Source organism: Dehalococcoidales bacterium (assembly GCA_035529395.1).
Lineage (GTDB): Bacteria > Chloroflexota > Dehalococcoidia > Dehalococcoidales > Fen-1064 > DUES01.
In genome coordinates, this window is record DATKWT010000170.1 from 1 (window position 1) to 20,603 (window position 20,603).

The 20,603-nt window shown below is 56.0% G+C and carries 34 protein-coding genes and 1 pseudogene; 33 read left to right on the forward strand and 2 right to left on the reverse strand.

Annotated elements, in window-relative coordinates; translation table 11 throughout:
* The coding region (locus tag VMW13_10465) for an SDR family NAD(P)-dependent oxidoreductase (GenBank protein ID HUV45236.1) at positions 1-369 on the reverse strand (369 nt) is incomplete at its 3' end.
* A gap of 165 nt (positions 370-534) precedes the next feature.
* Positions 535-1,530 (reverse strand): tagatose 1,6-diphosphate aldolase, encoded by a 996-nt coding sequence (locus tag VMW13_10470; protein HUV45237.1) that lies wholly within the window; start codon positions 1,528-1,530, stop codon positions 535-537.
* A gap of 411 nt (positions 1,531-1,941) precedes the next feature.
* On the opposite strand from VMW13_10470, the gene rpsL reads away from it, so the two are divergent.
* The 33 genes and pseudogenes from rpsL to VMW13_10635 all read left to right on the forward strand — a co-directional run bounded on the left by rpsL (position 1,942) and on the right by VMW13_10635 (position 20,597).
* Positions 1,942-2,370 (forward strand): 30S ribosomal protein S12, encoded by a 429-nt coding sequence (rpsL, locus tag VMW13_10475; GenBank protein ID HUV45238.1) that lies wholly within the window; start codon positions 1,942-1,944, stop codon positions 2,368-2,370.
* A gap of 21 nt (positions 2,371-2,391) precedes the next feature.
* A complete protein-coding gene (rpsG, locus tag VMW13_10480; GenBank protein ID HUV45239.1) occupies positions 2,392-2,865 on the forward strand; it encodes a 30S ribosomal protein S7 in 474 nt (157 codons plus the stop codon).
* Positions 2,866-2,917: 52 nt separating this feature from the next.
* On the forward strand, positions 2,918-5,005 hold the full coding sequence (gene fusA / locus VMW13_10485) for an elongation factor G (GenBank protein ID HUV45240.1): 2,088 nt from the start codon (positions 2,918-2,920) through the stop codon (positions 5,003-5,005).
* Positions 4,998-5,306 (forward strand): 30S ribosomal protein S10, encoded by a 309-nt coding sequence (rpsJ, locus tag VMW13_10490; GenBank protein HUV45241.1) that lies wholly within the window; start codon positions 4,998-5,000, stop codon positions 5,304-5,306. Before fusA ends, rpsJ begins: the two co-directional genes overlap by 8 nt.
* A 23-nt stretch (positions 5,307-5,329) precedes the next feature.
* Positions 5,330-5,989 (forward strand): 50S ribosomal protein L3, encoded by a 660-nt coding sequence (gene rplC / locus VMW13_10495; protein HUV45242.1) that lies wholly within the window; start codon positions 5,330-5,332, stop codon positions 5,987-5,989.
* A 16-nt stretch (positions 5,990-6,005) separates the two neighbouring features.
* Positions 6,006-6,638, forward strand: a complete 633-nt coding sequence (gene rplD, locus VMW13_10500) for a 50S ribosomal protein L4 (protein HUV45243.1) — start codon at positions 6,006-6,008, stop codon at positions 6,636-6,638.
* The gene (gene rplW / locus VMW13_10505) at positions 6,638-6,922 is read left to right on the forward strand and encodes a 50S ribosomal protein L23 (GenBank protein HUV45244.1); all 285 of its coding nucleotides are present in this window, start codon (positions 6,638-6,640) and stop codon (positions 6,920-6,922) included. The genes rplD and rplW overlap by 1 nt, the downstream gene beginning before the upstream one ends.
* Positions 6,923-6,943: 21 nt before the next feature.
* Positions 6,944-7,774 (forward strand): 50S ribosomal protein L2, encoded by an 831-nt coding sequence (gene rplB / locus VMW13_10510; protein HUV45245.1) that lies wholly within the window; start codon positions 6,944-6,946, stop codon positions 7,772-7,774.
* A 1-nt stretch (position 7,775) separates the two neighbouring features.
* Positions 7,776-8,066, forward strand: a complete 291-nt coding sequence (gene rpsS / locus VMW13_10515; protein ID HUV45246.1) for a 30S ribosomal protein S19 — start codon at positions 7,776-7,778, stop codon at positions 8,064-8,066.
* A gap of 18 nt (positions 8,067-8,084) precedes the next feature.
* Positions 8,085-8,423: a 50S ribosomal protein L22 gene (gene rplV, locus VMW13_10520; protein HUV45247.1), complete on the forward strand. Its 339-nt coding sequence runs from the start codon at positions 8,085-8,087 to the stop codon at positions 8,421-8,423.
* A pseudogene (gene rpsC / locus VMW13_10525) lies at positions 8,423-9,055 on the forward strand (30S ribosomal protein S3). The gene rplV and the pseudogene rpsC overlap by 1 nt, the downstream one beginning before the upstream one ends.
* A gap of 703 nt (positions 9,056-9,758) precedes the next feature.
* Positions 9,759-10,220 carry a 50S ribosomal protein L16 gene (rplP, locus tag VMW13_10530; GenBank protein HUV45248.1) on the forward strand — a complete coding sequence of 154 codons (462 nt, stop codon included), beginning with the start codon at positions 9,759-9,761 and terminating at the stop codon, positions 10,218-10,220.
* Positions 10,210-10,407, forward strand: coding sequence for a 50S ribosomal protein L29 (gene rpmC, locus VMW13_10535; GenBank protein ID HUV45249.1), 198 nt, complete (start codon positions 10,210-10,212; stop codon positions 10,405-10,407). Before rplP ends, rpmC begins: the two co-directional genes overlap by 11 nt.
* Before the next feature lie 41 nt (positions 10,408-10,448).
* On the forward strand, positions 10,449-10,817 hold the full coding sequence (gene rpsQ / locus VMW13_10540) for a 30S ribosomal protein S17 (GenBank protein ID HUV45250.1): 369 nt from the start codon (positions 10,449-10,451) through the stop codon (positions 10,815-10,817).
* 6 nt (positions 10,818-10,823) lie between these two features.
* A complete protein-coding gene (gene rplN, locus VMW13_10545) occupies positions 10,824-11,192 on the forward strand; it encodes a 50S ribosomal protein L14 (GenBank protein HUV45251.1) in 369 nt (122 codons plus the stop codon).
* Positions 11,193-11,205: 13 nt separating this feature from the next.
* Entirely contained in the window at positions 11,206-11,517 is a 312-nt protein-coding gene (gene rplX / locus VMW13_10550) for a 50S ribosomal protein L24 (protein HUV45252.1), read from the forward strand.
* Entirely contained in the window at positions 11,518-12,060 is a 543-nt protein-coding gene (rplE, locus tag VMW13_10555) for a 50S ribosomal protein L5 (protein ID HUV45253.1), read from the forward strand.
* Positions 12,061-12,070: 10 nt separating this feature from the next.
* Positions 12,071-12,256 carry a type Z 30S ribosomal protein S14 gene (locus tag VMW13_10560; GenBank protein HUV45254.1) on the forward strand — a complete coding sequence of 62 codons (186 nt, stop codon included), beginning with the start codon at positions 12,071-12,073 and terminating at the stop codon, positions 12,254-12,256.
* A gap of 31 nt (positions 12,257-12,287) precedes the next feature.
* Positions 12,288-12,686: a 30S ribosomal protein S8 gene (rpsH, locus tag VMW13_10565; protein ID HUV45255.1), complete on the forward strand. Its 399-nt coding sequence runs from the start codon at positions 12,288-12,290 to the stop codon at positions 12,684-12,686.
* Positions 12,687-12,707: 21 nt separating this feature from the next.
* Positions 12,708-13,256 carry a 50S ribosomal protein L6 gene (gene rplF, locus VMW13_10570; GenBank protein ID HUV45256.1) on the forward strand — a complete coding sequence of 183 codons (549 nt, stop codon included), beginning with the start codon at positions 12,708-12,710 and terminating at the stop codon, positions 13,254-13,256.
* 3 nt (positions 13,257-13,259) lie between these two features.
* Positions 13,260-13,625 carry a 50S ribosomal protein L18 gene (gene rplR / locus VMW13_10575; protein ID HUV45257.1) on the forward strand — a complete coding sequence of 122 codons (366 nt, stop codon included), beginning with the start codon at positions 13,260-13,262 and terminating at the stop codon, positions 13,623-13,625.
* Between the two features lie 32 nt (positions 13,626-13,657).
* Positions 13,658-14,188: a 30S ribosomal protein S5 gene (rpsE, locus tag VMW13_10580; protein HUV45258.1), complete on the forward strand. Its 531-nt coding sequence runs from the start codon at positions 13,658-13,660 to the stop codon at positions 14,186-14,188.
* Positions 14,181-14,363 carry a 50S ribosomal protein L30 gene (gene rpmD, locus VMW13_10585; protein ID HUV45259.1) on the forward strand — a complete coding sequence of 61 codons (183 nt, stop codon included), beginning with the start codon at positions 14,181-14,183 and terminating at the stop codon, positions 14,361-14,363. The genes rpsE and rpmD overlap by 8 nt, the downstream gene beginning before the upstream one ends.
* A complete protein-coding gene (rplO, locus tag VMW13_10590) occupies positions 14,360-14,824 on the forward strand; it encodes a 50S ribosomal protein L15 (GenBank protein HUV45260.1) in 465 nt (154 codons plus the stop codon). The genes rpmD and rplO overlap by 4 nt, the downstream gene beginning before the upstream one ends.
* Positions 14,805-16,112 carry a preprotein translocase subunit SecY gene (secY, locus tag VMW13_10595; protein ID HUV45261.1) on the forward strand — a complete coding sequence of 436 codons (1,308 nt, stop codon included), beginning with the start codon at positions 14,805-14,807 and terminating at the stop codon, positions 16,110-16,112. The genes rplO and secY overlap by 20 nt, the downstream gene beginning before the upstream one ends.
* 9 nt (positions 16,113-16,121) lie before the next feature.
* Positions 16,122-16,793 (forward strand): adenylate kinase, encoded by a 672-nt coding sequence (locus VMW13_10600; protein HUV45262.1) that lies wholly within the window; start codon positions 16,122-16,124, stop codon positions 16,791-16,793.
* Positions 16,790-17,557 (forward strand): type I methionyl aminopeptidase, encoded by a 768-nt coding sequence (map, locus tag VMW13_10605; protein HUV45263.1) that lies wholly within the window; start codon positions 16,790-16,792, stop codon positions 17,555-17,557. Before VMW13_10600 ends, map begins: the two co-directional genes overlap by 4 nt.
* A 16-nt stretch (positions 17,558-17,573) precedes the next feature.
* On the forward strand, positions 17,574-17,792 hold the full coding sequence (infA, locus tag VMW13_10610; protein HUV45264.1) for a translation initiation factor IF-1: 219 nt from the start codon (positions 17,574-17,576) through the stop codon (positions 17,790-17,792).
* A 49-nt stretch (positions 17,793-17,841) separates the two neighbouring features.
* Positions 17,842-17,955 carry a 50S ribosomal protein L36 gene (gene rpmJ / locus VMW13_10615; protein ID HUV45265.1) on the forward strand — a complete coding sequence of 38 codons (114 nt, stop codon included), beginning with the start codon at positions 17,842-17,844 and terminating at the stop codon, positions 17,953-17,955.
* Positions 17,956-17,982: 27 nt separating this feature from the next.
* Positions 17,983-18,372 (forward strand): 30S ribosomal protein S13, encoded by a 390-nt coding sequence (gene rpsM, locus VMW13_10620; GenBank protein HUV45266.1) that lies wholly within the window; start codon positions 17,983-17,985, stop codon positions 18,370-18,372.
* A 48-nt stretch (positions 18,373-18,420) separates the two neighbouring features.
* A complete protein-coding gene (gene rpsK, locus VMW13_10625) occupies positions 18,421-18,813 on the forward strand; it encodes a 30S ribosomal protein S11 (protein HUV45267.1) in 393 nt (130 codons plus the stop codon).
* A gap of 89 nt (positions 18,814-18,902) precedes the next feature.
* Positions 18,903-19,526, forward strand: coding sequence for a 30S ribosomal protein S4 (rpsD, locus tag VMW13_10630; protein HUV45268.1), 624 nt, complete (start codon positions 18,903-18,905; stop codon positions 19,524-19,526).
* Between the two features lie 12 nt (positions 19,527-19,538).
* The gene (locus tag VMW13_10635; protein HUV45269.1) at positions 19,539-20,597 is read left to right on the forward strand and encodes a DNA-directed RNA polymerase subunit alpha; all 1,059 of its coding nucleotides are present in this window, start codon (positions 19,539-19,541) and stop codon (positions 20,595-20,597) included.
* Positions 20,598-20,603 lie beyond the last annotated feature (6 nt).

Sequence of the window (20,603 nt, forward strand, 5' to 3'; positions counted from 1 at the left end):
GAGACCCTTCAGGTTGAGGTTCATTATCGAGTCCCAGGCCCTTTCCTCCAGCTCAAGCGCCGGCATCCAGACGACACTGGTACCGGCGTTGTTTACCAGGACGTCAATCCTGCCGAATTCGGCGACGACTGTATCGACCAGATTCTGTATCTGGTCCATGCGGCCTACATGCGTTGCCACGGCTATCGACTTCCTGCACAGACCCCGTATCTCTTCGGCCACCAGTTCCAGGTCAGGCAGTTTCCGGCTGGTCACCGCTACATCGGCACCGGCTTCGGCGAATGCCAGCGCGGTGGCCTGACCGATACCACGACTGCCGCCGGTTACCAGTGCGACTTTACCTTCGAGAGAGAATCGGGTAGAAACCATTCGTATGCCCTCCATATTATTCAATGGGAAATACCGTGTCCGGTGGGAGCCCCCTCAGAAGGTGGGAGCCCCCTCAGAAGGGGGGTGTCACTTAGACGGGGTCATTATAACACACTGACGTAGAGGCGGTTCAGTTTTGTTATGCAGCCAAGGGCAACAAGGGTATCAGTACTGCCGGTACCATCCCTCGGAGACGCCGGCCAGTTCGGTGGTGCTGATGTCATATCGCTGGTACCACGGCGTACCGTGCCTGGTGGCTATCTCGGCCAGCTTCATGGTGCGGTCCACGGCGACTGTCGAGAGGAACCTTATCCTCTCCGCGGTATCGCCAATGTCCATGGCCTCCTGCCAGATGGCGCGCCCCCCGAGGAAGCCGGAAGCACCGGCCCGGCAGGCGATTTCCACCTGTCGAGCGAAGGTATCGAAGTCCACGCCGGCACTCAGGATGACCCAGGGAACACGGGAGGCCTTATCCAGTCGGCGGCAGATATCGACAAGTTCGAGTGTGTCCTGCCGGTAACGCAGGTCAGAGGGGAACTCCGCCTTGAGGACATCTATCGGCAGTGACGAGATATCGCGGGCGGTCTGAATGACGATTTCTTCCTTCCGCCGGGCGAATTCAGCGGGATTGTCAGCTTCGTTGCCTACCGGATAGCTCACCGGTTCGACCAGGAAGGGGAGGTCATATTTGATGCAGTCTTCGGCCACGGCGTTGACGGTCTTCAGTTGCTCGCCGGCGAGAGGTTGGATGTCGGGCCGGTAGTAGACCAGTATCTTCGCCGCCGAGGCCCCCATCCGCTTGATTTTCTCCACTCCCCACCCTTCCAGCAACGTGGTTACGCGGTGTTCTTTACCGCCTTCGTAGCCGGTAGCCTCGGTGCTGACCAGCAAACCGGTGCTCCTGGGCAGGATACCCTGACCGATGCACTGGGCGGCACCGAACAAGGGGTCAATCAGCAGGGCGCTGGCGTGCGGTCCCAGGGTAGAGCACAACTCCATCTTGCGGCTGACCATTTCATCATAGGTGACGGCCTGCGGATTCTCCCGGTTAATCATATTGCGGAAAGACCCGCGATGGTCGAGGGCACAGATGGTGAAGATGCCCTCCGGACCGGCAATCTGCTGCAACCCTCTGAGCTTACCGACAGATAGACTCGTCATAATAAGCTTATTATGACGCAAGTTACGGCTTTGTTCAAGGAAATGTATTTGCCCGTTACATCAGTGACACTCCGGTACAGCCGATGCTGCTTCCTGCACAAGAAGAAGAATTCTCCTCTCGCCAGGGAGTTGTGTCACCCTTCTATCTGAACGGGAGCAGGGAAGGTTCTCCGGGTATTCGGGATTATTCCCCGTGGTATACTCCGCAGACCATGCGCTGGCGGACCACTTCTACTTGCTTCTCAATGATTGTTGACACCAGTCAGAGTAGTGTGATAACATTACTATTTGTGCATTCTGATTCAGCCTAGAGTCGGCAAGTTGGGATACCAGTCTCGATCTGCTAGCTTTGTTGTTGAATGGATGAGCATTAGCTCATCCATTCGGACTGTGCAGGATAGGAGCGAATAAGTGCCAACCGTTAATCAGCTGGTCCGAAAAGGACGCAAAAGAAATACTGAAAAGACCAGGACACCGGCGTTGCATTATGTCTATAATGCCCTGAAGAACCGGATGGTCTGGGGGGCTGGCGCTCCCCAGAAACGGGGTGTCTGTGTTCAGGTTAAGACAACCACCCCCAAGAAGCCTAATTCTGCGCTACGCAAGATAGCCAGGGTCAGGTTGACCAACGGGATAGAGGTGACCGCCTACATTCCCGGAGAGGGGCACGAGTTGCAGGAGCACTCGGTGGTGCTCATCCGCGGTGGGCGGGTAAAAGACTTGCCTGGTGTCCGCTATCATATAGTACGGGGAACACTGGATACTGACGGTGTCAACGGCCGCCGCAGGGGTCGCAGTAAGTACGGTGCGAAACGACCCAAGGCAGCCGCCGGGATTTAGCAGGAGGCAGATTAGAGCGAAATGTCTAGGCGAGCTCGAGCTATTAAGAGACCAAAGATTCGCCCTGATGCGAATTATCAGAGCATTGTTATCGCCAAGCTCATCAACAAGGTAATGAGGGATGGCAAAAAGAGCAAGGCGGAGAGCATAGTTTTCGGTGCTCTGGATATCATAGGACAGCAGGGGTCGAAATCCCCGCTGACGGACATGGAACTGGCGATAAGAAACGCTACTCCCCAGCTCAAGGTCAAGTCACGCCGTGTCGGTGGGGCCACTTACCAGGTGCCGGTGGAGGTTACTTCGGATATCGGTCAGTCTCTGGCTTTGCGCTGGCTGGTGGATTCGGCCAGGGCGAGGACCGGCAAGTCAATGGCGGAGAAACTGGCCGCCGAACTCAGTGACGCCTCCAAGGGGCAGGGGGTCACGGTCAAAAAACGTGATGATACCCATCGTATGGCTGAAGCCAACCGGGCTTTTGCCCATTATCGGTGGTGAGAGGTGGTCTACCATTAACCGTAGTCCGATTATTGTGACAAAGGATAATACTGTGTCCAGAATCTTTCCGCTGGAGCGGATAAGAAACATAGCTATCATCGCTCATATTGACGCTGGCAAGACCACCGTCACTGAACGTATGCTTTATAATACCGGACTCACCTACAAAATTGGTCAGGTGGACGAAGGCACCGCAGTGATGGACTGGATGGAGCAGGAGAGGGAGCGCGGTATCACTATCACATCGGCCGCCATTACCTGTTACTGGCAGGAGCACCGTATCAACATTATCGATACACCCGGGCATGTGGATTTCACTGCTGAGGTTGAACGTTGCCTCAGAGTACTCGACGGTGGTGTCGTCGTTTTCGATGGCGTGGCCGGTGTGGAGGCGCAGTCGGAGACTGTATGGCGGCAGGCGGATAGATACCAGGTACCCAGGATATGCTTCGTTAATAAGATGGAACGGATGGGTGCCGATTTTTACCGTACCATCTCAATGATAAAGGGAAGGCTTCACGCTCAACCGCTACCGGTACAGATACCGCTGGGCAGCAGTGAGTCATTCACTGGCGTCATTGACCTGATTGAGAACAAGGCCTGGACCTATAAGGATGACCGTGATGCACTACCGGAGGAGACCGCCATTCCGGAATCAGAGCAGGCGAAGTGTAGTGAGTTTCGCCAGGCAATGATTGAGAAACTGGCTGAGCTTGACGACCACATTCTGATGGCTTACCTCGAGGGTGAAAGCATCAGTGCTGATGACCTGAGAAAGGCAGTAAGAAGGGCGACCCTGGCGAATGCGGTAGTACCGGTACTGTGCGGTAGCGCTCTGAGGAACATGGGGGTCAGTCTGCTGCTGGATGCAATCTTGGACTACCTGCCGTCTCCTCTGGACATGCCACCGATACGGGCAATCGATACCAGAGCGGGTGGTGAGGTAACCCGACCTGCCAGGGATGAGGCACCATTCTCGGCATTGGCCTTCAAGGTGGTGACGGACCCATTTGTGGGCCGGCTGGTCTATTTTCGGGTGTATTCCGGCAGGGTGAGAGCCGGTGCTCAGATATTCAATTCGACCCGTGGCAGAACGGAGCGCATCGGTAGGCTGCTCCTGATGCATGCCAATCGGCGCGAGGAGATGGATGCCGCCGATACCGGGGCTATCGTGGCCACGCTTGGCCTCAAGAACACCTTCACCGGGGATACTCTATGTGAGGCTACGCAGCCGGTGCTTCTCGAGTCCATACGGTTCCCCGAACCGGTGCTGTCGATTGCCATTGAGCCGAAGACCAGGGCCGACCAGGACAAAATGGGAGAGGCCCTGCGGAAGCTGACCGAGGAAGACCCCACCTTCAAGGTGAACTACGACGAGGAGACGGGTCAGACGGTTGTCGCCGGTATGGGCGAACTTCACCTGGAGATTATTATTAACCGGATGCTCGTCGAATTCGGTGTAGATGCCAAAGTGGGCAGGCCGAAGGTTGCTTACAAAGAGACAATTACTGTTCCGGCACGGAGTGAAGGCAGGTTTGTACGGCAGACCGGTGGCCATGGGCAATACGGGCATGTCGTTATTGAGATGGAGCCCATGGAGCGAGGCAGCGGTTTTGAGTTTGTCAATAGTATCCGGGCGGGGACGATTCCGAGGCAGTACATTTCTCCAGTTGAGACTGGTATAAAGGAAGCCATGGGGACCGGGGTCCTGGCGGGCTATCCCATGGTTGATGTCAGGATAACTCTCACGGATGGCAGCTATCACGAAGTAGATTCATCGGAGCTGGCCTTTCGGATAGCGGGCTCGATGGCATTGAAGAATGGTGTTAAAAAAGCCCGGCCGGTACTGCTGGAGCCGGTAATGAAGCTGGAGGTAGTCACACCCAAGGAATTCCTCGGTGATATTATCGGTGACGTAAGTGCCCGGCGAGGGCATATAGAGCTGATTGAAACACACGGCGAAACGTGTGTTATCCAGGCCATTGTCCCCCTGGTGGAGACTTTTGGCTACACAACCAGCCTTCGGTCGGAAACCCAGGGCAGGGCAACCCACTCCCTGGAGTTTCACAATTACCAGGAGTTGCCGGATGGGTTGGTTGATAAAACTACAGACAAAGCAGGAATAGCGCGATATGCCTAAACAGAAGATTCGTATCAAGCTCAAGGGTTTCGACCATAAGATAGTCGACCAGTCTGCACAGCAGATTGTGGAGACGGTGGAGCAGACCGGTGCGGTTGTTGTCGGACCGATACCGCTCCCGACTCACATCCAGAAATTCAGCGTCATCCGGTCTCCCTTCATCGACAAGGACTCGCAGGAGCAGTTCGAAATCAGGACGCACAAGCGCCTGATAGACATTGTCGAAACCACGTCAAAGACCATCGATGCCCTGACGAAGCTCAATCTGCCGTCAGGGGTTGAGCTTGACATCAAGTTATAGAACACATAGAGGCAAAGGACGAAATGATTCCGGGTATCATCGGTAAAAAGATAGGCGTGAGCCAGATATTCAGGGAAGGCGGCAAGATGGAGGCTGTAACCGCTGTCGAAGCCGGACCCTGTTGTGTGATTCAGGTCAAGACAGAGGCGAAAGAAGGATACGGCGCCGTCCAGCTCGGATTTGGGGAGGCCAAGCGGGTTAACTCGCCCCAGCGAGGGCATCTTAAGGAGCTGGGGAAGTTTCGATACCTGCGGGAATTCCGGATTGAAGACACCGGGGATATCCAGGTAGGGGACAAAGTGGATGCCGGCCTGTTCGAGGCTGGCGAGCTGATAGATGTCACCGGGATATCCAGGAGCAAAGGTTTTGCCGGTGTGGTGAAACGGCACCATTTCAAAGGTGGTCCGAAGACTCACGGACAGTCTGACCGGCACCGTGCCCCCGGCTCGGTGGGTGCAGGCACCACTCCGGGCCGTGTGTTCAAGGGAACACGTATGGCGGGACGTATGGGTGGCGACAGGGTGACGGTACGTAACCTGGAGGTGTACCGGTCTGACCCGGAGCGTAATATTCTGCTGGTCAAGGGCGCTTTGCCCGGACCTAAAAACGGATTACTACTGATAAAGAAAACAACCCTGGTTGAGAAATCGGACCTGGTTACGGAATCAGGTGAGGGGACGTAGAGATATGCAGGCCCCGGTGTACGGTTTAACCGGCGAAGTAGTCGACAACATAGAGATAAGTGACCGGGTCTTCGGTGTGCCGTTTAATGAAGGCGTGGTGCACCAGGCGGTGGTCAGGCAACGTGCCAATGCTCGCCAGGGGACAGCCAGTACGAAGACCCGGGGTGATGTGGCAGGCAGTTCGCGGAAGCTGTTCCGCCAGAAAGGCACGGGCAACGCCCGGGCAGGCAGCGTGAAATCGCCATTGCGACGGGGAGGGGGCATCACCTTCGGCCCCAAACCGAGGAGCTATCGTCAGGCAATGCCGAAGAAGATGCGACGTCTGGCCCTGAGGTGTGTACTCTCAGCCAAAGCCAGGGACGGAGAGTTAACGATTCTGGAAGCATTATCGCTCGATGAACCGAAAACCAGGGAGATGGTACGTATTCTGAAGACCCTTAAGGTGGACTCCACGGCGCTGATAGTTACATCCGAGCCGAAGACCAACGTAGTCAAGTCGGCCCGCAACCTCCCCGGGATTAAAACCCGGCCGGCCAGTGTACTCAACGTACTGGATATTATATCCAATAAGGCACTGGTAATGGAGGTGGGTGCTGTGAGGAAGGCGGAAGAGCTCTGGGGTGAGGAATCGGCTGAGGAGGGAGATTAATGCACCTTTATGATGTGCTGCGTCGCCCTCTGGTAACCGAGAAGAATGCCATACTCCAGATGGCAGGCAAGTATGCCTTCGAGGTAACCGGTGTAGCTACCAAGCCGCAGATAAGGCAGGCTGTGGAGCAGGCCTTCAAGGTAAAGGTTACCGCAGTAAACGTAATGACCGTACCGGGCAAGGAGCGAAGAATCGGGAGACGGCAGGCCCAGACCCCGTCCTGGAAAAAGGCGATAGTAACGCTCCAACCCGGAGACAAGATAGAGTTCTTCGAGAACGTATAGACAGGAAAAAGGGATTAGAGAGTGGCACTGAAGATATATCGCCCCACATCACCCGGCAGGCGGGCAATGACCGGCTCCAGCTTTGATGAGATAACCAAGACGAAGCCGGAGAAATCGCTGCTGCGGCCGCTGAAGAAGAATGCGGGGCGAAACAACCGGGGAAAGATAACGGTACGTCACCGGGGTGGTGGCGCCAAGCGTCGGCTGCGCATCATTGACTTCAAAAGGGACAAGATTGGCGTGCCTGGTAAAGTAGCTGCTATCGAGTATGACCCGAATCGTTCGGCACGTATCGCGCTTATCTATTATGCAGATGGCGACAAGCGCTACATACTCGCTCCCCAGGGACTTAGTGTCGGCGATAAAATACAGGCTGGCGAGGATGCCGAAATAAGGCCCGGTAATGCACTGCCATTGAAAGCACTTCCCACAGGAACGATGGTACATAACATAGAGATGCAGAAAGGTAAGGGGGGCCAGATGGTCCGGAGTGCCGGTGGCGCAGCGCAGTTGATGGCCAAGGAAGGCGGTTATGCCCACATCCGGTTGCCCTCCGGTGAGGTGCGGCTGATTCGGAGTGAGTGCATGGCTACCATCGGGCAGGTGGGCAACGTCGAGCACCAGGGCATTAACCTGGGTAAGGCGGGCCGCAAGCGATGGATGGGATGGCGGCCTACGGTTAGAGGCTCGGCAATGAACCCGAGCGACCATCCTCACGGAGGTGGGGAAGGCAGGAGCCCGATAGGCATGCCTGGACCGAAGACGCCCTGGGGCAAGCCGGCTCTGGGCTACAGGACCAGGAAAAACAAGTCTTCAGATAGACTGATAATCAGACGGCGGGGGAAGAAGTAAAGTGTCAAGGTCTACAAAAAAAGGTCCAGCCGTTGATCCCAAACTGTTGAAGAAGGTGGAGGCTGCCAATCGCTCGGATGAGAAGACAATAATCAGGACCTGGGCGCGTTGGTGTACCATCCTGCCGGAGATGTTGGGACTCACCATCGGTGTACACGACGGCAGAAGACATGTGCCTATCTTCATTACGGAGAACATGGTGGGACACAAGCTGGGGGAATTTGCCCCGACACGTACCTTCAGAGGGCACTCCGCCAAAGCGGAGACCACCGTACAGAGAAAGCGAAGATAGGCCGGGTAGGGAGATTCAGTGCAGATTAAGTCCGTAGCCAAAGATACCGGTGTGTCAGCACAGAAGATGCGCCGGCTGGTAAACCTGGTGCGTAACAAGCCGGTGGAAGAGGCGTTGACGATACTCAGGTTTGCTCCTTCGCCGAATGCCCGGATTGTGGCCAAGGTGGTGAAGTCTGCCGTGGCAGATGCGGAGAGTGTTTACCAGATACCGTCTTCCGACCTGCGGGTCGTCGGTATCGCTGCGGACGAAGCACGGACGCTGAAGAGGTATCGCGCCGGTGCCCGGAGACGGGTCAAGCCGATACTGAAACGGTCCAGTCATATAACGGTCATTGTAGCTAACCAGGAGGGCTAATGGGACATAAGGTTCATCCCACAGGCTTCAGACTAGGCGTCATCCGTGACTGGGAGGCGAAATGGTACGCTGACCGGCACTATATGGAATACCTTCAGGAAGACCTGGCGCTACGGAAGGTTGTTGCAACAATGTATCCGGAAGCCGGGGTCTCACGGGTGGAGATTGACCGGCAGGCGAATAACGTTTCAATGACGATTCACACTGCTCGCCCCGGTATTCTCATCGGGCGAGGTGGTCAGCGCGTTGACGAAATGAGGGGTCGTCTCGAATCCCTGATAGGTAAGAAGGTCCAGCTAAACATCCGGGAAGTGCCCCAACCTGAGCTTGATGCCCAGCTGGTGGCCAAGAATGTATGCGATCAGATTGAACGTCGTATTGCTTACCGGCGGACTCTGAAACAGACACTGCTCCGTTCAATGCAGGCCGGCGCAAAAGGGATGAGGATAAGTATTGCCGGTAGACTGGACGGTGCGGAGATAGCCCGGCGAGTGACGATGCATGAGGGACAGGTACCCCTGCATACGTTGAGGGCTGATATCGACTATGGTTTCTCCGAGGCACGCACTAACATGGGATGCGTCGGGGTGAAGGTATGGCTGTACAAGGGTGATATCCTGCCTGCGCCACGGGAAGTAAAGCTTGAGGAAGTTATCACCGAACCGGTGGTCGTTCCCGGTGCGGCAGCGGAACCTGAGGCACCTCCGGCAGGACCGGTCAGCGAGGTGCCGGTTGCCGAGCCGGCTGCTGAGATGGAGGCACCTGCTGAGGCAGTGGCAGAGGCAGTCGTTGAAGAGGCACCTGCTGAGGCAGTGGCAGAAGCTAAGGCCCAACCGACAAAGAGAAAACGGGCCACGGCAGCAGCAGTCGTTGAAGAGAAGCCGCCCGAACCAGTGGCAGAGGCCGTCGTCGGAGAGGCACCTGCTGAGGTCGTGGCAGAGGCCGTCGTTGAGGAGGCACCTGCTGAGGTCGTGATAGAGGCCGTCGTTGAAGAGACACCTGCTGAGGCAGTGGCAGAGGCTAAGGCCCAACCGACAAAGAGAAAACGGGCCACGGCAGCAGCTTCCGTAGAAACCGGAGCGAAGGCAAGTGCCAGGGCTGCGCCTAAGGCCAGGGCTAAGGCTAAGGATACCAGCACAACGGAAAAATCAGGCCCGGAGTCCGAGGACGCTGCTTCAGCAGACGCTGAAGCAGACGCGAAACCGCGTCCAAAGAGGCACACCAAGGCTGCGTCTGATACAAAGGCTGAGGTCAAGAAGCCGAAGAAGACCTCAAAGGAGCCGGTAGCCGAGGCGGAAACAACTCCGGAAGCTTCTGAAAACCAGGGAGAAGGCGATGCTTCAACCTAAGCGAGTAAAATACCGTAAGACGCATAAGGGGCGGCGACGCGGCAAGGCACAAACCGGGAACAGGGTTGCCTTCGGTGACTACGGACTGGTGGCCGAGCAGGTAGCCTGGGTTACTGCCCGCCAGATAGAGGCGGCAAGGCGCGCCATGACGCATCACGTTCGTCGTGGTGGTAAAATATGGATACGTATCTTCCCGTCTAAGTCGGTTACCAAGAAGGCTGCAGAGACGCGGATGGGTTCGGGCAAGGGTGCGCCGGACCACTGGGTAGCCGTCGTAAAGCCGGGGAGGATTATGTTCGAGATGTCCGGTGTCGACGAGGACGTAGCCAAAGAGGCGATGCGCCTGGCTTCGCACAAACTGCCGATAAAAGTAAGGTTCGTCACACGGCAGACACACGGTACTGATATGGTCAGTCAGGCCAAGGAGCTGGTAACCGTTGAAGGTTGAAGAGATTCGGGCCCTCAGTACAGGTGAGATTGTCAAGCAGGTTGAGGCAGCACACCAGGAGTTGTTCGACCTTCGTTTTCGCTCTGCTACCAAGCAGCTGGTAAACCACCGTGAAATACCGAGGGTAAGAAAGAATATTGCCAGGATGGAGATGGTGCTGAGGGAGCGGGTGCTGGCCACGGGGTGATGTTCCCCGACCTATATCGGGTCTGAAGAGGGATTATAACTATGCAGAGAAGGCGCAAAATAAAATTCGGCCGTGTGGTGAGCAATAGCATGGACAAGACTGCCGTGGTAACGGTAGAGACGTTTCGGCATCACCCGGTATACAGGAAGACGATTCGAAGAGTCGTCCGGTACAAAGTACACGATGGAAAGAACGAGTGCGGGCTGGGCGATACTGTCAGGCTGGAAGAGACCCGGCCCCTCTCTAAAGAGAAGCGGTGGCGAGTGGTGGAGATAATTACCAAAGGAGAGGTCGTGGAAGTAACACCGGCGGAGCTTGAGGCCCAGCCGGAGGAACCGGTGCTGGAGCCTGAGGGGATAGTGGCGGAAAGCGAGCCAGAGGAAACGAACGAAGAGGAATCTACAGGATAGAGCGAAGTGATTCAGTCCAATACCAGACTCAAGATAGCAGACAACACGGGGGGCCGTCAGCTGATGTGTATCGGCGTACTCGGTGGCACCAGGAAGAAATATGCCCATATCGGGGACGTCATCGTCGGCTCCGTGAAACGGGCCATTCCGGGTGGTGCGGTGAAGGGGGGAGATGTAGTCCGGGCGGTCATTATCCGTACTACCAAGCCCTACCGGCGTCCGGATGGTTCCTACATCAGGTTTGATGAAAATGCGGCCGTGATTCTCACCGACAAGAACAATCCCCGGGGTACCCGGATATTTGGGCCGGTGGCCAGGGAGCTGAGGGACAAGAACTTCACCAAGATAATATCACTGGCGCCTGAGGTCTTGTGAGGACGACGGGACAATGAATATACGAAAGAATGATAACGTGCTGGTAATCGCCGGCAAGGACAAGGGTAAGAAAGGCAAGATCCGTTTCGTCTATACCAAGGGTAATACGGTGCTGGTTGAAGGCGTCAACTTCATAAAGATGCACAGCAAGGCGCGAGCGCAGGTCAAACAAGCAGGGATTATTGAGAGAGAGGTACCCATTAGCATATCTAACGTGATGTTTCTCTGCAGTAAGTGCAATAAACCGGCCCGGATTGGTTACCGTGTGCTGGGGGATGGCAGGAAGACCCGCTTCTGTCGTGTTTGTGATGAGGTGGTCGACTAGATGGCAGGACTGAGACAGAGATATCGAGATGAGATTGTACCCCGCATGATGGAAGTCGGCGGATACAAGAATGTGATGGAAGTGCCCCGCCTGGAGAAGGTCGTGGTGGGTATTGGTGTCGGGGAAGCCATACAGAATGCCAAGGCTCTTGAAGCGGTGGAGAGAGACATACCCGCAATTACCGGACAGAAACCGATAATAACCCGTGCCAAGCTGTCGATAGCCGCCTTCCGACTGCGGACCGGGATGCCTATCGGGGCGAAGGTGACTCTGCGCAAGGACCGCATGTATGACTTCATGGAGCGGCTGGTGAATATTGTCCTGCCCCGCATCCGGGAATTCCGCGGCGTTCCCCGTAATGCGTTTGACGGCCGGGGCAACTACACTCTGGGTTTCAGAGAGCAGATTGTATTTCCGGAAATTGACTACGATAAGGTAGACAAGGTACGGGGATTGGGGATATCGATAGTAACCACCGCAAAAACAGACGAGGAGGGCAGGCAACTTCTGGAGTTTCTCGGCATGCCCTTCAGTAGGGATTGAACGGAGTTAGATGGCAAAGAAGTGCGAGATTGCAAAGTGGAGGCGTCCTCCCAAGTACAAGGTGCAGTACCATAATCGGTGTCGTGTTTGTGGCCGTCCCCGGGCCTATATGCGCAAGTTCGGGTTGTGCCGGATTTGCTTCAGGGAGCTGGCCCTGGCGGGAAAGATACCGGGAGTGAGAAAATCAAGCTGGTAGTGAGGATACTCATAGCCAGAGGGGGCAAGGGGTGACTGTAACTGATCCGATTGCAGATATGTTGACCCGGATACGCAACGCCGTAATGGTGAGGCACGATTCGGTGTTAATACCTTCCTCGAAGATGAAGCTGGCCATCAGCCGAATCCTCAAGGATGAAGGTTTCATCAACGATTATGAGGTAGTCCGCGGTAAGCCGCAGCGGATGATAAAGATACGCCTCAAGTACCAGGATAGAAACGAACCGGTACTTAGCGGGCTGGAGCGCGTGAGCAAGCCCGGGTTGAGGATGTACGTTCAGAAGACAGAAATACCCCGTGTCTACGGGGGACTGGGGGTCGCCATTCTATCCACCCCCAAGGGACTGATGACCGGCCAGCAGGCCTGGCGGCAGGGGACTGGTGGCGAACTCCTGTGTTATGTATGGTAATAAGGCCGGGGAGCAACTTCTATGTCTAGAGTGGGCAAGATGCCGATAGGGGTACCGCAGGGCGTTTCGGTAATCATCGATGATAGCGAGGTTACCGTCAAGGGACCCAATGGCGAGCTTCGGCGCCAGTTTAATCCGGATATGCAAATCGCGCTGGGTGACAATACTCTAACGGTGTCGCGGCCCAGTGATGACCGCGTACATCGGTCCCTGCACGGCCTGACGCGGAGCCTTCTGGCCAACATGGTGGAAGGGGTAACCAGCGGTTTCGTGAGGACACTGGAGATTGTCGGCGTTGGTTACAGGGCCCGAATGGAAGGGGATAATCTGGTTCTTAATATAGGTTTCTCACACACGGTAGAAGTGGCACCTTTGCCGGGGATTACGCTTTCCGTTGAGGGAAACAACCGGATGAAGGTCTCCGGGATCGATAAGGAAGTGGTCGGCGAGATGGCTGCCCGAATCAGGAGGATTCGCCCCCCTGATTCTTACAAGGGTAAGGGCATCAGGTACAGCGGGGAAGTAGTGCGCCTCAAGCCGGGTAAAGCCGGGAAGGCCATCGGGAGATAGCGAATGGCGAGGGAACAAAGAAGAACTGCCCGCATCAGGCGACATGCCAGGGTCCGGGCCAAGGTAAAGGGTACTCTTTCAAGGCCGCGTCTGTGCGTTTTCCGCAGCCTGAACCACGTTTATGCCCAGGTCATTGACGATATCGCAGGGCATACACTGGCGACGGCTTCCACCATTGACCCGGAGCTCAGGGGCGAACTGGGTGGCAAAGCAAAGACCGAAAGGTCTGCGCTTGTCGGTACCCTGATTGCAAAGAGAGCGCTGAGCCAGGGGGTTACACAGGTGGCTTTTGACCGTGGTGGCCGTCAATATCACGGCAGGGTCAAGGCGCTGGCTGAGGCGGCGCGCGAAAGTGGACTGAAGTTCTAAGGGAGACGGTTCCAGGACGAATCATGCGTATAATAAGTAGTATAGACCCGACAGACCTTGTGCTGAGCGACAAGCTGATAAACATCAACCGTGTGGCCAAGGTTGTGAAGGGAGGCAAGCGCCTCAGCTTTAACGCATTAGCCGTAACCGGCGATAATGAAGGACATGTGGGCCTCGGCCTGGGCAAGGCGAATGAGGTGCCTCTGGCGATAAACAAGGCCAACGCAAACGCAAAGAAGAGCCTGATACGCGTGCCTCTGAAGGGGACAACGATTCCGCACGAAATCACCGTTAAACTGGGGGCGGCCAGGGTTATGCTCAAGCCGGCCTCACCGGGGACGGGCATAATTGCCGGCGGCAGTGTCCGCGCAGTGCTGGAGATGGCGGGAATCAAGGACATCCTGACCAAGTCACTGGGCACCGCCAACAAGACGAATGTCGCCAGGGCCACGATATTTGCGCTGAGTAAGCTCCGGGACCCGGCCACAGTGGTCGCCCGGCGCAAGGGACGGCCGGTGCCAACGGGACTGCCGGAGCCGGAGGAGGCGGTCACCAGTGACTAAGCTGAGAGTTACGTTGGTTAAAAGCGGCATTGGCTATGCCCAGGACCAGAAGAGGACACTGAAGGCGCTTGGCTTTCGGCGGATGAATCAGAGCGTTGTCCACGAGGACTGCAGTTCGATTCGCGGTATGATTACCAAGGTCAGACACCTGGTTAAGGTGGAGGAAGCAAAGTGAGACTGGAGACAATTTCTTCGTCCCCCGGTTCCAGAAAGGCCAGGAAGAGAGTTGGCCGGGGAGATGGTAGCGGGCACGGCACCTATTCCGGTCGCGGCTGCAAGGGGCAGAAGTCACGAGCCGGTTACCGGATGAAGCCTGGTTTTGAGGGCGGGCAATTGCCGTTGATAAAACGCTTGCCGCGTAAGCGGGGTTTTACCAACATCTTCCGTATCGAGTATTCTGTTGTGAACCTGACAAGGCTCAACGTATTTGAACCGGAAAGCGAAGTGGACCTGGAGAAACTAATAACCGCCGGGATAGTTAAGTCCCTGCGGCGGCCGGTCAAGATACTGGGCGAAGGTGATATTGACCGTCCCCTTTCCGTGAAGGCACACAAGTTCTCCGCTGCTGCCAGGACCAAGATTGAGGCGGCAGGAGGCACAGTTGAGGAGGTAGTGAATGCGAGCCCGGCAATCTAGGCCACGGCTCATTCAAGCAATGCTTGACGCCTTTCGTCTTCCTGACTTGAGGCGGCGAATCCTGTTCACTGCTGCTATGCTGGTGGTCTTCCGTCTTATTGCTCACGTACCTCTTCCCGGAGTGGACCCGGTCAAGCTGGGCGAGATATTCCAGCAGAATGCCCTGCTGGGTATGCTGGACATGTTCAGCGGCGGGGCGATGAGGAACTTCAGCGTGGCCGCGATGGGGGTCTATCCCTATATTACGGCTACAATCATCATGACGTTGATGACACCGGTGATACCGCGCTTGCAGATGATGTCCCAGGAGGGAGAAGCCGGACGGAACAAGATAAACCGCATCAGCCACTGGATGGTGGTACCACTGGCGGGTATCTCCGGGTACGGGCAACTTATCCTGATGCAACGGCAGGGGGTAATCGCCAGCGCCGAGGCACTGCCGACAGTGGCAATGGTGCTTTCCCTGATTGCCGGTACCATATTCCTGGTCTGGATTGGTGAGTTGATTACAGAATACGGCATCGGTAACGGAATATCCATCGTCATCTTTGGCGGTATTGTGGCCGGTTACTGGGAGATGATTGGCGGTGGTGGTCTGGCCTGGGGAGGGGGACAGGAATGGGGTGTGATTACCTACGTTCTCATCCTCCTGGCCACGATTGTCCTGATAGTCATCTTCACGGAGGCACACCGTCGTATCCCGGTGCAGTATGCGCGTACCACCTTTCGAGGTGGCCGTATGTACCGCCAGTCAGGGGGAACCCACATCCCGTTGCGGGTTAATTCGGCAGGCATGATACCGCTCATCTTCGCGATGTCTCTGGTGCTTTTCCCGGGTATGATTGCCAGCTATTTTCCCAATAACTCGTTCGCCAACATTATCGTCAACCTGTTTAATCCCAGTGCGGCTCTGCCGGAGGGGCTGGTCTACTGGGGGCTCTTCTTCCTGCTGATTGTTGCCTTTGCGTTCTTCTATACCATGGTAATATTCCAGCAGCAGGACCTTCCGGGTACCCTGCAGCGACAGGGAGGCTTTATCCCCGGGATTCGTCCCGGCAAGAACACCTCCAGCTACCTTAACCATGTGATAACACGAATAACGACGGTGGGCGCTTTCTTCCTGGCTTTCGTGGGCATCATACCGTTCCTGGCCCGTGAGGTCAGTGACGTGCAGGTGATACAGCTTTCCAGCATGGGCCTGCTGATTGTTGTTGGTGTTGTTCTGGATACCATGAAGCAGATGGAGGCGCAGCTCACGATGCGGCGCTACGAAGGCTTCATTAAGTAGGAGCAGAAGGTGTACATAGTTATCCTGGGTGCGCCCGGGGCAGGTAAAGGAACGCAGGCAGCCGTAGTAGCAGAGAAGCTGAAAGCAGCCCACATTGCTACCGGCGATATGTTTCGTGAGGCGCAAGAGCAGGAAACGGAGCTGGCCAGACAGGCCGTGTCCTACATGGAGAAAGGGCAACTGGTGCCGGACGAAATTACCATAAGGATGGTCCTGGAGCGAATAGCGGCCCCGGACTGTGTGAACGGGGTGGTCTTTGACGGCTTTCCCAGAAATCTGAAACAGGCTGAGGCGCTGGACGAAGCGCTGGTGGAACAGGGGAAAACAGTGGACAAGGTGGTGTATATCAAGGTGCCCGAGACAGAGTTGCTGGAGCGGCTCAGCGGGCGCTGGATATGCCGCCAGTGCCAGACCCCGTATCACGCGCTTAATTCGCCGCCGAAGACGCCGGGCAAGTGTGACCGGTGCGGTGGTGAACTCTACCAGCGTGCCGATGATACCGTTGAGACGGTCAAGGAGCGATTGAAGGTGTATTTCGCCCAGACGGCACCCTTGATTGACTACTATACCCGGGCGGGTAAGCTGCTTGAGGTAGACGGCGAAGGTGGAGTGGATGAGGTCGGGGAGAGGATACTGGCATTGATTGGCGGAAGCCTTATCGGTCAACGGAGCCAGGGATGAGTATTATCATTAAATCCGACCAGGAGATTGCGGTAATGCGCGAGGCCGGTAGGATTGTAGCGAATGTGCTGGATGTGCTGAAGTCGCGAGTGAAGCCGGGAATGTGTACCAGGGAACTGGACGTCATTGCTGCCGAGGAAGTGGAGAAGCTTGGTGGGAAACCATCCTTCAAAGGGTACCATGGATATCCTGCCACAGTCTGTGTATCAGTGAATGACGAGATAGTGCATGGAATTCCGGGGGAAAGGGTCCTCAATGAGGGTGACATAGTGTCTCTGGACTTCGGGACAATCTATCAGGGTTACCAGGGGGATGCCGCGATAACCGTGGGAGTAGGCAGAATCTCCCCCGAGGCGGAACGGCTCCTGGAGGCCACAGAGGGCGCCCTGCGAGCCGGTATTGCCGCTGCCCGTCCGAAGGCGAGGCTGGGAGACATTTCGGCGGCCATCGAGGAGTATGCTGAATCAAGGAGATATTCGGTGGTGCGGGAATATACCGGTCACGGGATTGGGCATGACATGCATGAAGACCCACAGGTGCCCAATTGCACCGTGACGACATTCGGTGTCAGACCGGGAGTCGGCCCGGAACTGGTGAAGGGAATGACCCTGGCGCTCGAACCGATGCTCAACATCGGCGGGTGGGCTACGAAGCGGGATAATGATGGCTGGACAGTACGTACCAGGGATGGCAGTCTCTCGGCGCACTTCGAGAATACCATCGCCATCACTGACGGTGAGCCTGAGGTGCTCACGAAGTTATAGTCGTTTTAAGGAGTCTATGCCCAAGAAGGAAACTATTGAGGTAGAGGGGGTGGTAACCGAGGCTTTACCCAACGCCATGTTTCGCGTTGAACTGCCTAACGGGCACAAAGTGTTGGCGCACATCTCCGGGAGGCTAAGAGTGCACTACATCAGAGTGCTGCCCGGGGACAGGGTATTGATAGAGTTATCCCCGTATGACTTGACGCGCGGTAGGATTACCTACCGACTAAAGTAGGATTTAGAGTAGGGCTTCAAGCAGAGCTTGAAGCGAATGAGGAATTACCATGAAGGTCAGAGCTTCAGTAAAAGTCAGATGTGAGAAGTGCAAGGTGATAAGGCGGCGGGGCGTGGTCAGGGTAATTTGTTCCAAACCCAGTCACAAGCAGAGACAGGGCTAGGATTCTGCTGAATAAGGAGGCAATCAGATGCCGCGTATAGCCGGAATAGATATCCCCAGGAATAAGCAGATATGGGTGTCATTACAGTATATCCATGGTGTTGGCCCCAGTGTAAGCCGTAAGGTACTGGAGCAAACCGGTGTCGTGGCCGAAACCAGGGCGGATGACCTCACTGAGCAAGAGGTTAACAGCATCAGGGAGGTCATTGACCGGGAGTATATAGTTGAAGGCGAGCTCAGGAAGGAGCACAGTCTCAACATCAAGCGTCTCATGGAGATTGGCAGCTACCGGGGCAGCCGACACCGCCACAGTCTACCGGTCAGGGGGCAGCGGACGAGAACTAACGCTCGTATCCATCGTGGTTCCCGCAAGACCGTTGCCGGCCGCGGCAAGAAGCGCGGTACTACCAAGAAGTAATCAGGTCTAGCCTGATAGTAATCAGGTCTAGCCTGACAGGAGGGCAGGATGCCAGCGAAGAAGCGAATCAGGTCAAAAAGGAGAGAACGCAGGGTTGTCCCCGTGGGGAGGGCTTATGTGCAGTCTACCTTCAACAATACTCTGGTGACTCTGACCGACCCCGAGGGGAATGTCATTGCCTGGGGGAGCTCCGGGACTGCCGGATTCAAAGGGTCGCGCAAAGGCACTCCTTACGCTGCCCAGTTGGCCGCCCAGGATGCGGCCCGGAAAGGCATGGCACAGGGCCTGCGACAGGTGGAGGTTTATGTTAAGGGTCCGGGTAGCGGGCGCGAGGCAGCAATTCGTGCTCTCCAGGGTACCGGCCTGTTTATCACCAGTATTCGGGATGTCACGCCGCTACCGCATAACGGGTGCCGGCCCCCCAAGAAGAGGCGAGTGTAGACTTGTATCGGGATAGTATCAGGGATGTAACTCTCGCACGAAACAACGGGTGTGAGACCTTCCAGGAGGAGACGGGAATAGGATAGAAAATGGCAAGATATATTGGACCAGTCTGTCATCTATGTCGGCGCTGTAGTGAGAAGCTGATGCTCAAAGGCGCCCGGTGTTACACGCAAAAATGCGCTATGGAGCGGCGGAGGAGGCCCACCGGACGGCGGTTACGCCGGCGTCGCGTCTCTGACCGCGGTCTACAACTGGTAGAAAAGCAGAAAGCCCGCTATACTTATGGGATGCTGGAGAAGCAGTTCCACCGCTTCTTTATTGCAGCGGAACACCAGTCGGGTGTCACCGGCGACAATCTGGTGGTACTCCTGGAAAGACGGCTGGACAACGTGGTCTATCGTCTCGGCTTTGCCGACTCACGTAGTCAGGCTCGCCAGATTGTACTGCACGGCCACATCGTCCTGAGCGGTCGGCGGACCAACATCCCATCGTGCATGGTTAAAGAAGGTGACACAATCGGCTGGCGTGAGGCCAGCACCAAGAACGAGTATTACAAGCAGGTAACTGAAGAGATAGCAGGAAAGGCAGTTCCGAGCTGGCTCTCTCTGGACAGGCAGAACCTGGTGGGGCAAGTCCTGTCTATGCCGACTCCGGAAGATGCAGGCATAAAATTCGAGGGACAGAGTATCGTAGAGTACTACTCACGATAGGGAGGTAGCACTTTGCCTCAATTGGTAATACCTAAAATTGAGTGCGTAGAAACCAGAGACAACTATGGACGCTTCCAGGCTGAGCCACTGGTAAAGGGCTTTGGCGTTACCCTGGGGAATTCTCTAAGGCGGGTGATGCTGGGCCACCTTCCCGGGGCCGCAGTGACCCGCGTGAAAATCGAGGGGATTCAGCACGAGTTCAGTCCTATCCCGCATGTGAGGGAAGACGTGATAGAGTTCCTCCTCAATGTTAAGGCGCTCAGGCTGAAACCGCTTACCGACCAGCCGGGCAAGCTGGTGCTGGATGTTGCCGGTGAGGGACGCGTATGTGCCGCGGACATCAATCCCTCCTCGGACTTTGAGATTGCCAACCCGGAGCTGTATCTGGCCACGCTGGACTCGCCGGATGCACGGCTGTACGTTGAGTTCGATGTGGAACTGGGTGAAGGCTATATGGCGGCCCAGTCCAGTGACAACCTGGTGCTGGGTGTGATACCAATCGACGCCATCTTCACGCCGATGCGTAAGGTCAACTACACGGTTAAGTTGGTGCACGCAGGTCAGGAGGTCAGCCGGGAATGCCTGGATCTGGACGTGTGGACCGACGGTACCATAGAACCTGGCGAGGCGGTAAGCAAGAGTGCTGAGATTCTGGTCAAGATGCTGAACTCCTTTATTACCTTTGGTACGCCGGAACAGATAGAGATGGAGATGGAGCTTTCCCAACTGGCAATCTCCGAGGAACAGTACAATATGCCGGTAGAGCAGCTTGCCCTCTCCGTGAGAACGATGAACTGCCTGAGACGCGGAAACATCACCTCGGTGGGTGAACTCGTCAGCCGGGGTGATAGGGGGCTGATGTCACTACGCAATTTCGGGCAGAAGTCCAGGCAGGAAATCGAGGAACGCCTCAATGAGCTGGGGCTGTCTCTCAAGCCTGCGGATGAACAGGAGGAGGAACCTGATTCCGGTGAGGAAGAGACAGGCACGGAGGCTACTGCTGACGAGGCCGGAGTACTATCCGGGGTCGAGGAGCCGTCTGAAGTCGGTGGAGGACTTGACGAGGAATGATGACAA

Bases quoted from the DNA above. Each gene is read 5' to 3' on its own strand.
- infA (HUV45264.1), top strand. From the start codon at position 17,574: ATGCCCAAGAAGGAAACTATTGAGGTAGAGGGGGTGGTAACCGAGGCT.
- rpsK (HUV45267.1), top strand. From the start codon at position 18,421: ATGCCAGCGAAGAAGCGAATCAGGTCAAAAAGGAGAGAACGCAGGGTT.
- rplR (HUV45257.1), top strand. From the start codon at position 13,260: ATGGCGAGGGAACAAAGAAGAACTGCCCGCATCAGGCGACATGCCAGG.
- VMW13_10560 (HUV45254.1), top strand. From the start codon at position 12,071: ATGGCAAAGAAGTGCGAGATTGCAAAGTGGAGGCGTCCTCCCAAGTAC.
- rpsM (HUV45266.1), top strand. From the start codon at position 17,983: ATGCCGCGTATAGCCGGAATAGATATCCCCAGGAATAAGCAGATATGG.
- secY (HUV45261.1), top strand. From the start codon at position 14,805: ATGCGAGCCCGGCAATCTAGGCCACGGCTCATTCAAGCAATGCTTGAC.
- rplP (HUV45248.1), top strand. From the start codon at position 9,759: ATGCTTCAACCTAAGCGAGTAAAATACCGTAAGACGCATAAGGGGCGG.
- rpsD (HUV45268.1), top strand. From the start codon at position 18,903: ATGGCAAGATATATTGGACCAGTCTGTCATCTATGTCGGCGCTGTAGT.
- rpsG (HUV45239.1), top strand. From the start codon at position 2,392: ATGTCTAGGCGAGCTCGAGCTATTAAGAGACCAAAGATTCGCCCTGAT.
- rpmJ (HUV45265.1), top strand. From the start codon at position 17,842: ATGAAGGTCAGAGCTTCAGTAAAAGTCAGATGTGAGAAGTGCAAGGTG.
- rplC (HUV45242.1), top strand. From the start codon at position 5,330: ATGATTCCGGGTATCATCGGTAAAAAGATAGGCGTGAGCCAGATATTC.
- rpsQ (HUV45250.1), top strand. From the start codon at position 10,449: ATGCAGAGAAGGCGCAAAATAAAATTCGGCCGTGTGGTGAGCAATAGC.
- VMW13_10470 (HUV45237.1), bottom strand. From the start codon at position 1,530: ATGACGAGTCTATCTGTCGGTAAGCTCAGAGGGTTGCAGCAGATTGCC.
- rplW (HUV45244.1), top strand. From the start codon at position 6,638: ATGCACCTTTATGATGTGCTGCGTCGCCCTCTGGTAACCGAGAAGAAT.
- map (HUV45263.1), top strand. From the start codon at position 16,790: ATGAGTATTATCATTAAATCCGACCAGGAGATTGCGGTAATGCGCGAG.
- rplX (HUV45252.1), top strand. From the start codon at position 11,206: ATGAATATACGAAAGAATGATAACGTGCTGGTAATCGCCGGCAAGGAC.
- rplF (HUV45256.1), top strand. From the start codon at position 12,708: ATGTCTAGAGTGGGCAAGATGCCGATAGGGGTACCGCAGGGCGTTTCG.
- rplE (HUV45253.1), top strand. From the start codon at position 11,518: ATGGCAGGACTGAGACAGAGATATCGAGATGAGATTGTACCCCGCATG.
- rpsJ (HUV45241.1), top strand. From the start codon at position 4,998: ATGCCTAAACAGAAGATTCGTATCAAGCTCAAGGGTTTCGACCATAAG.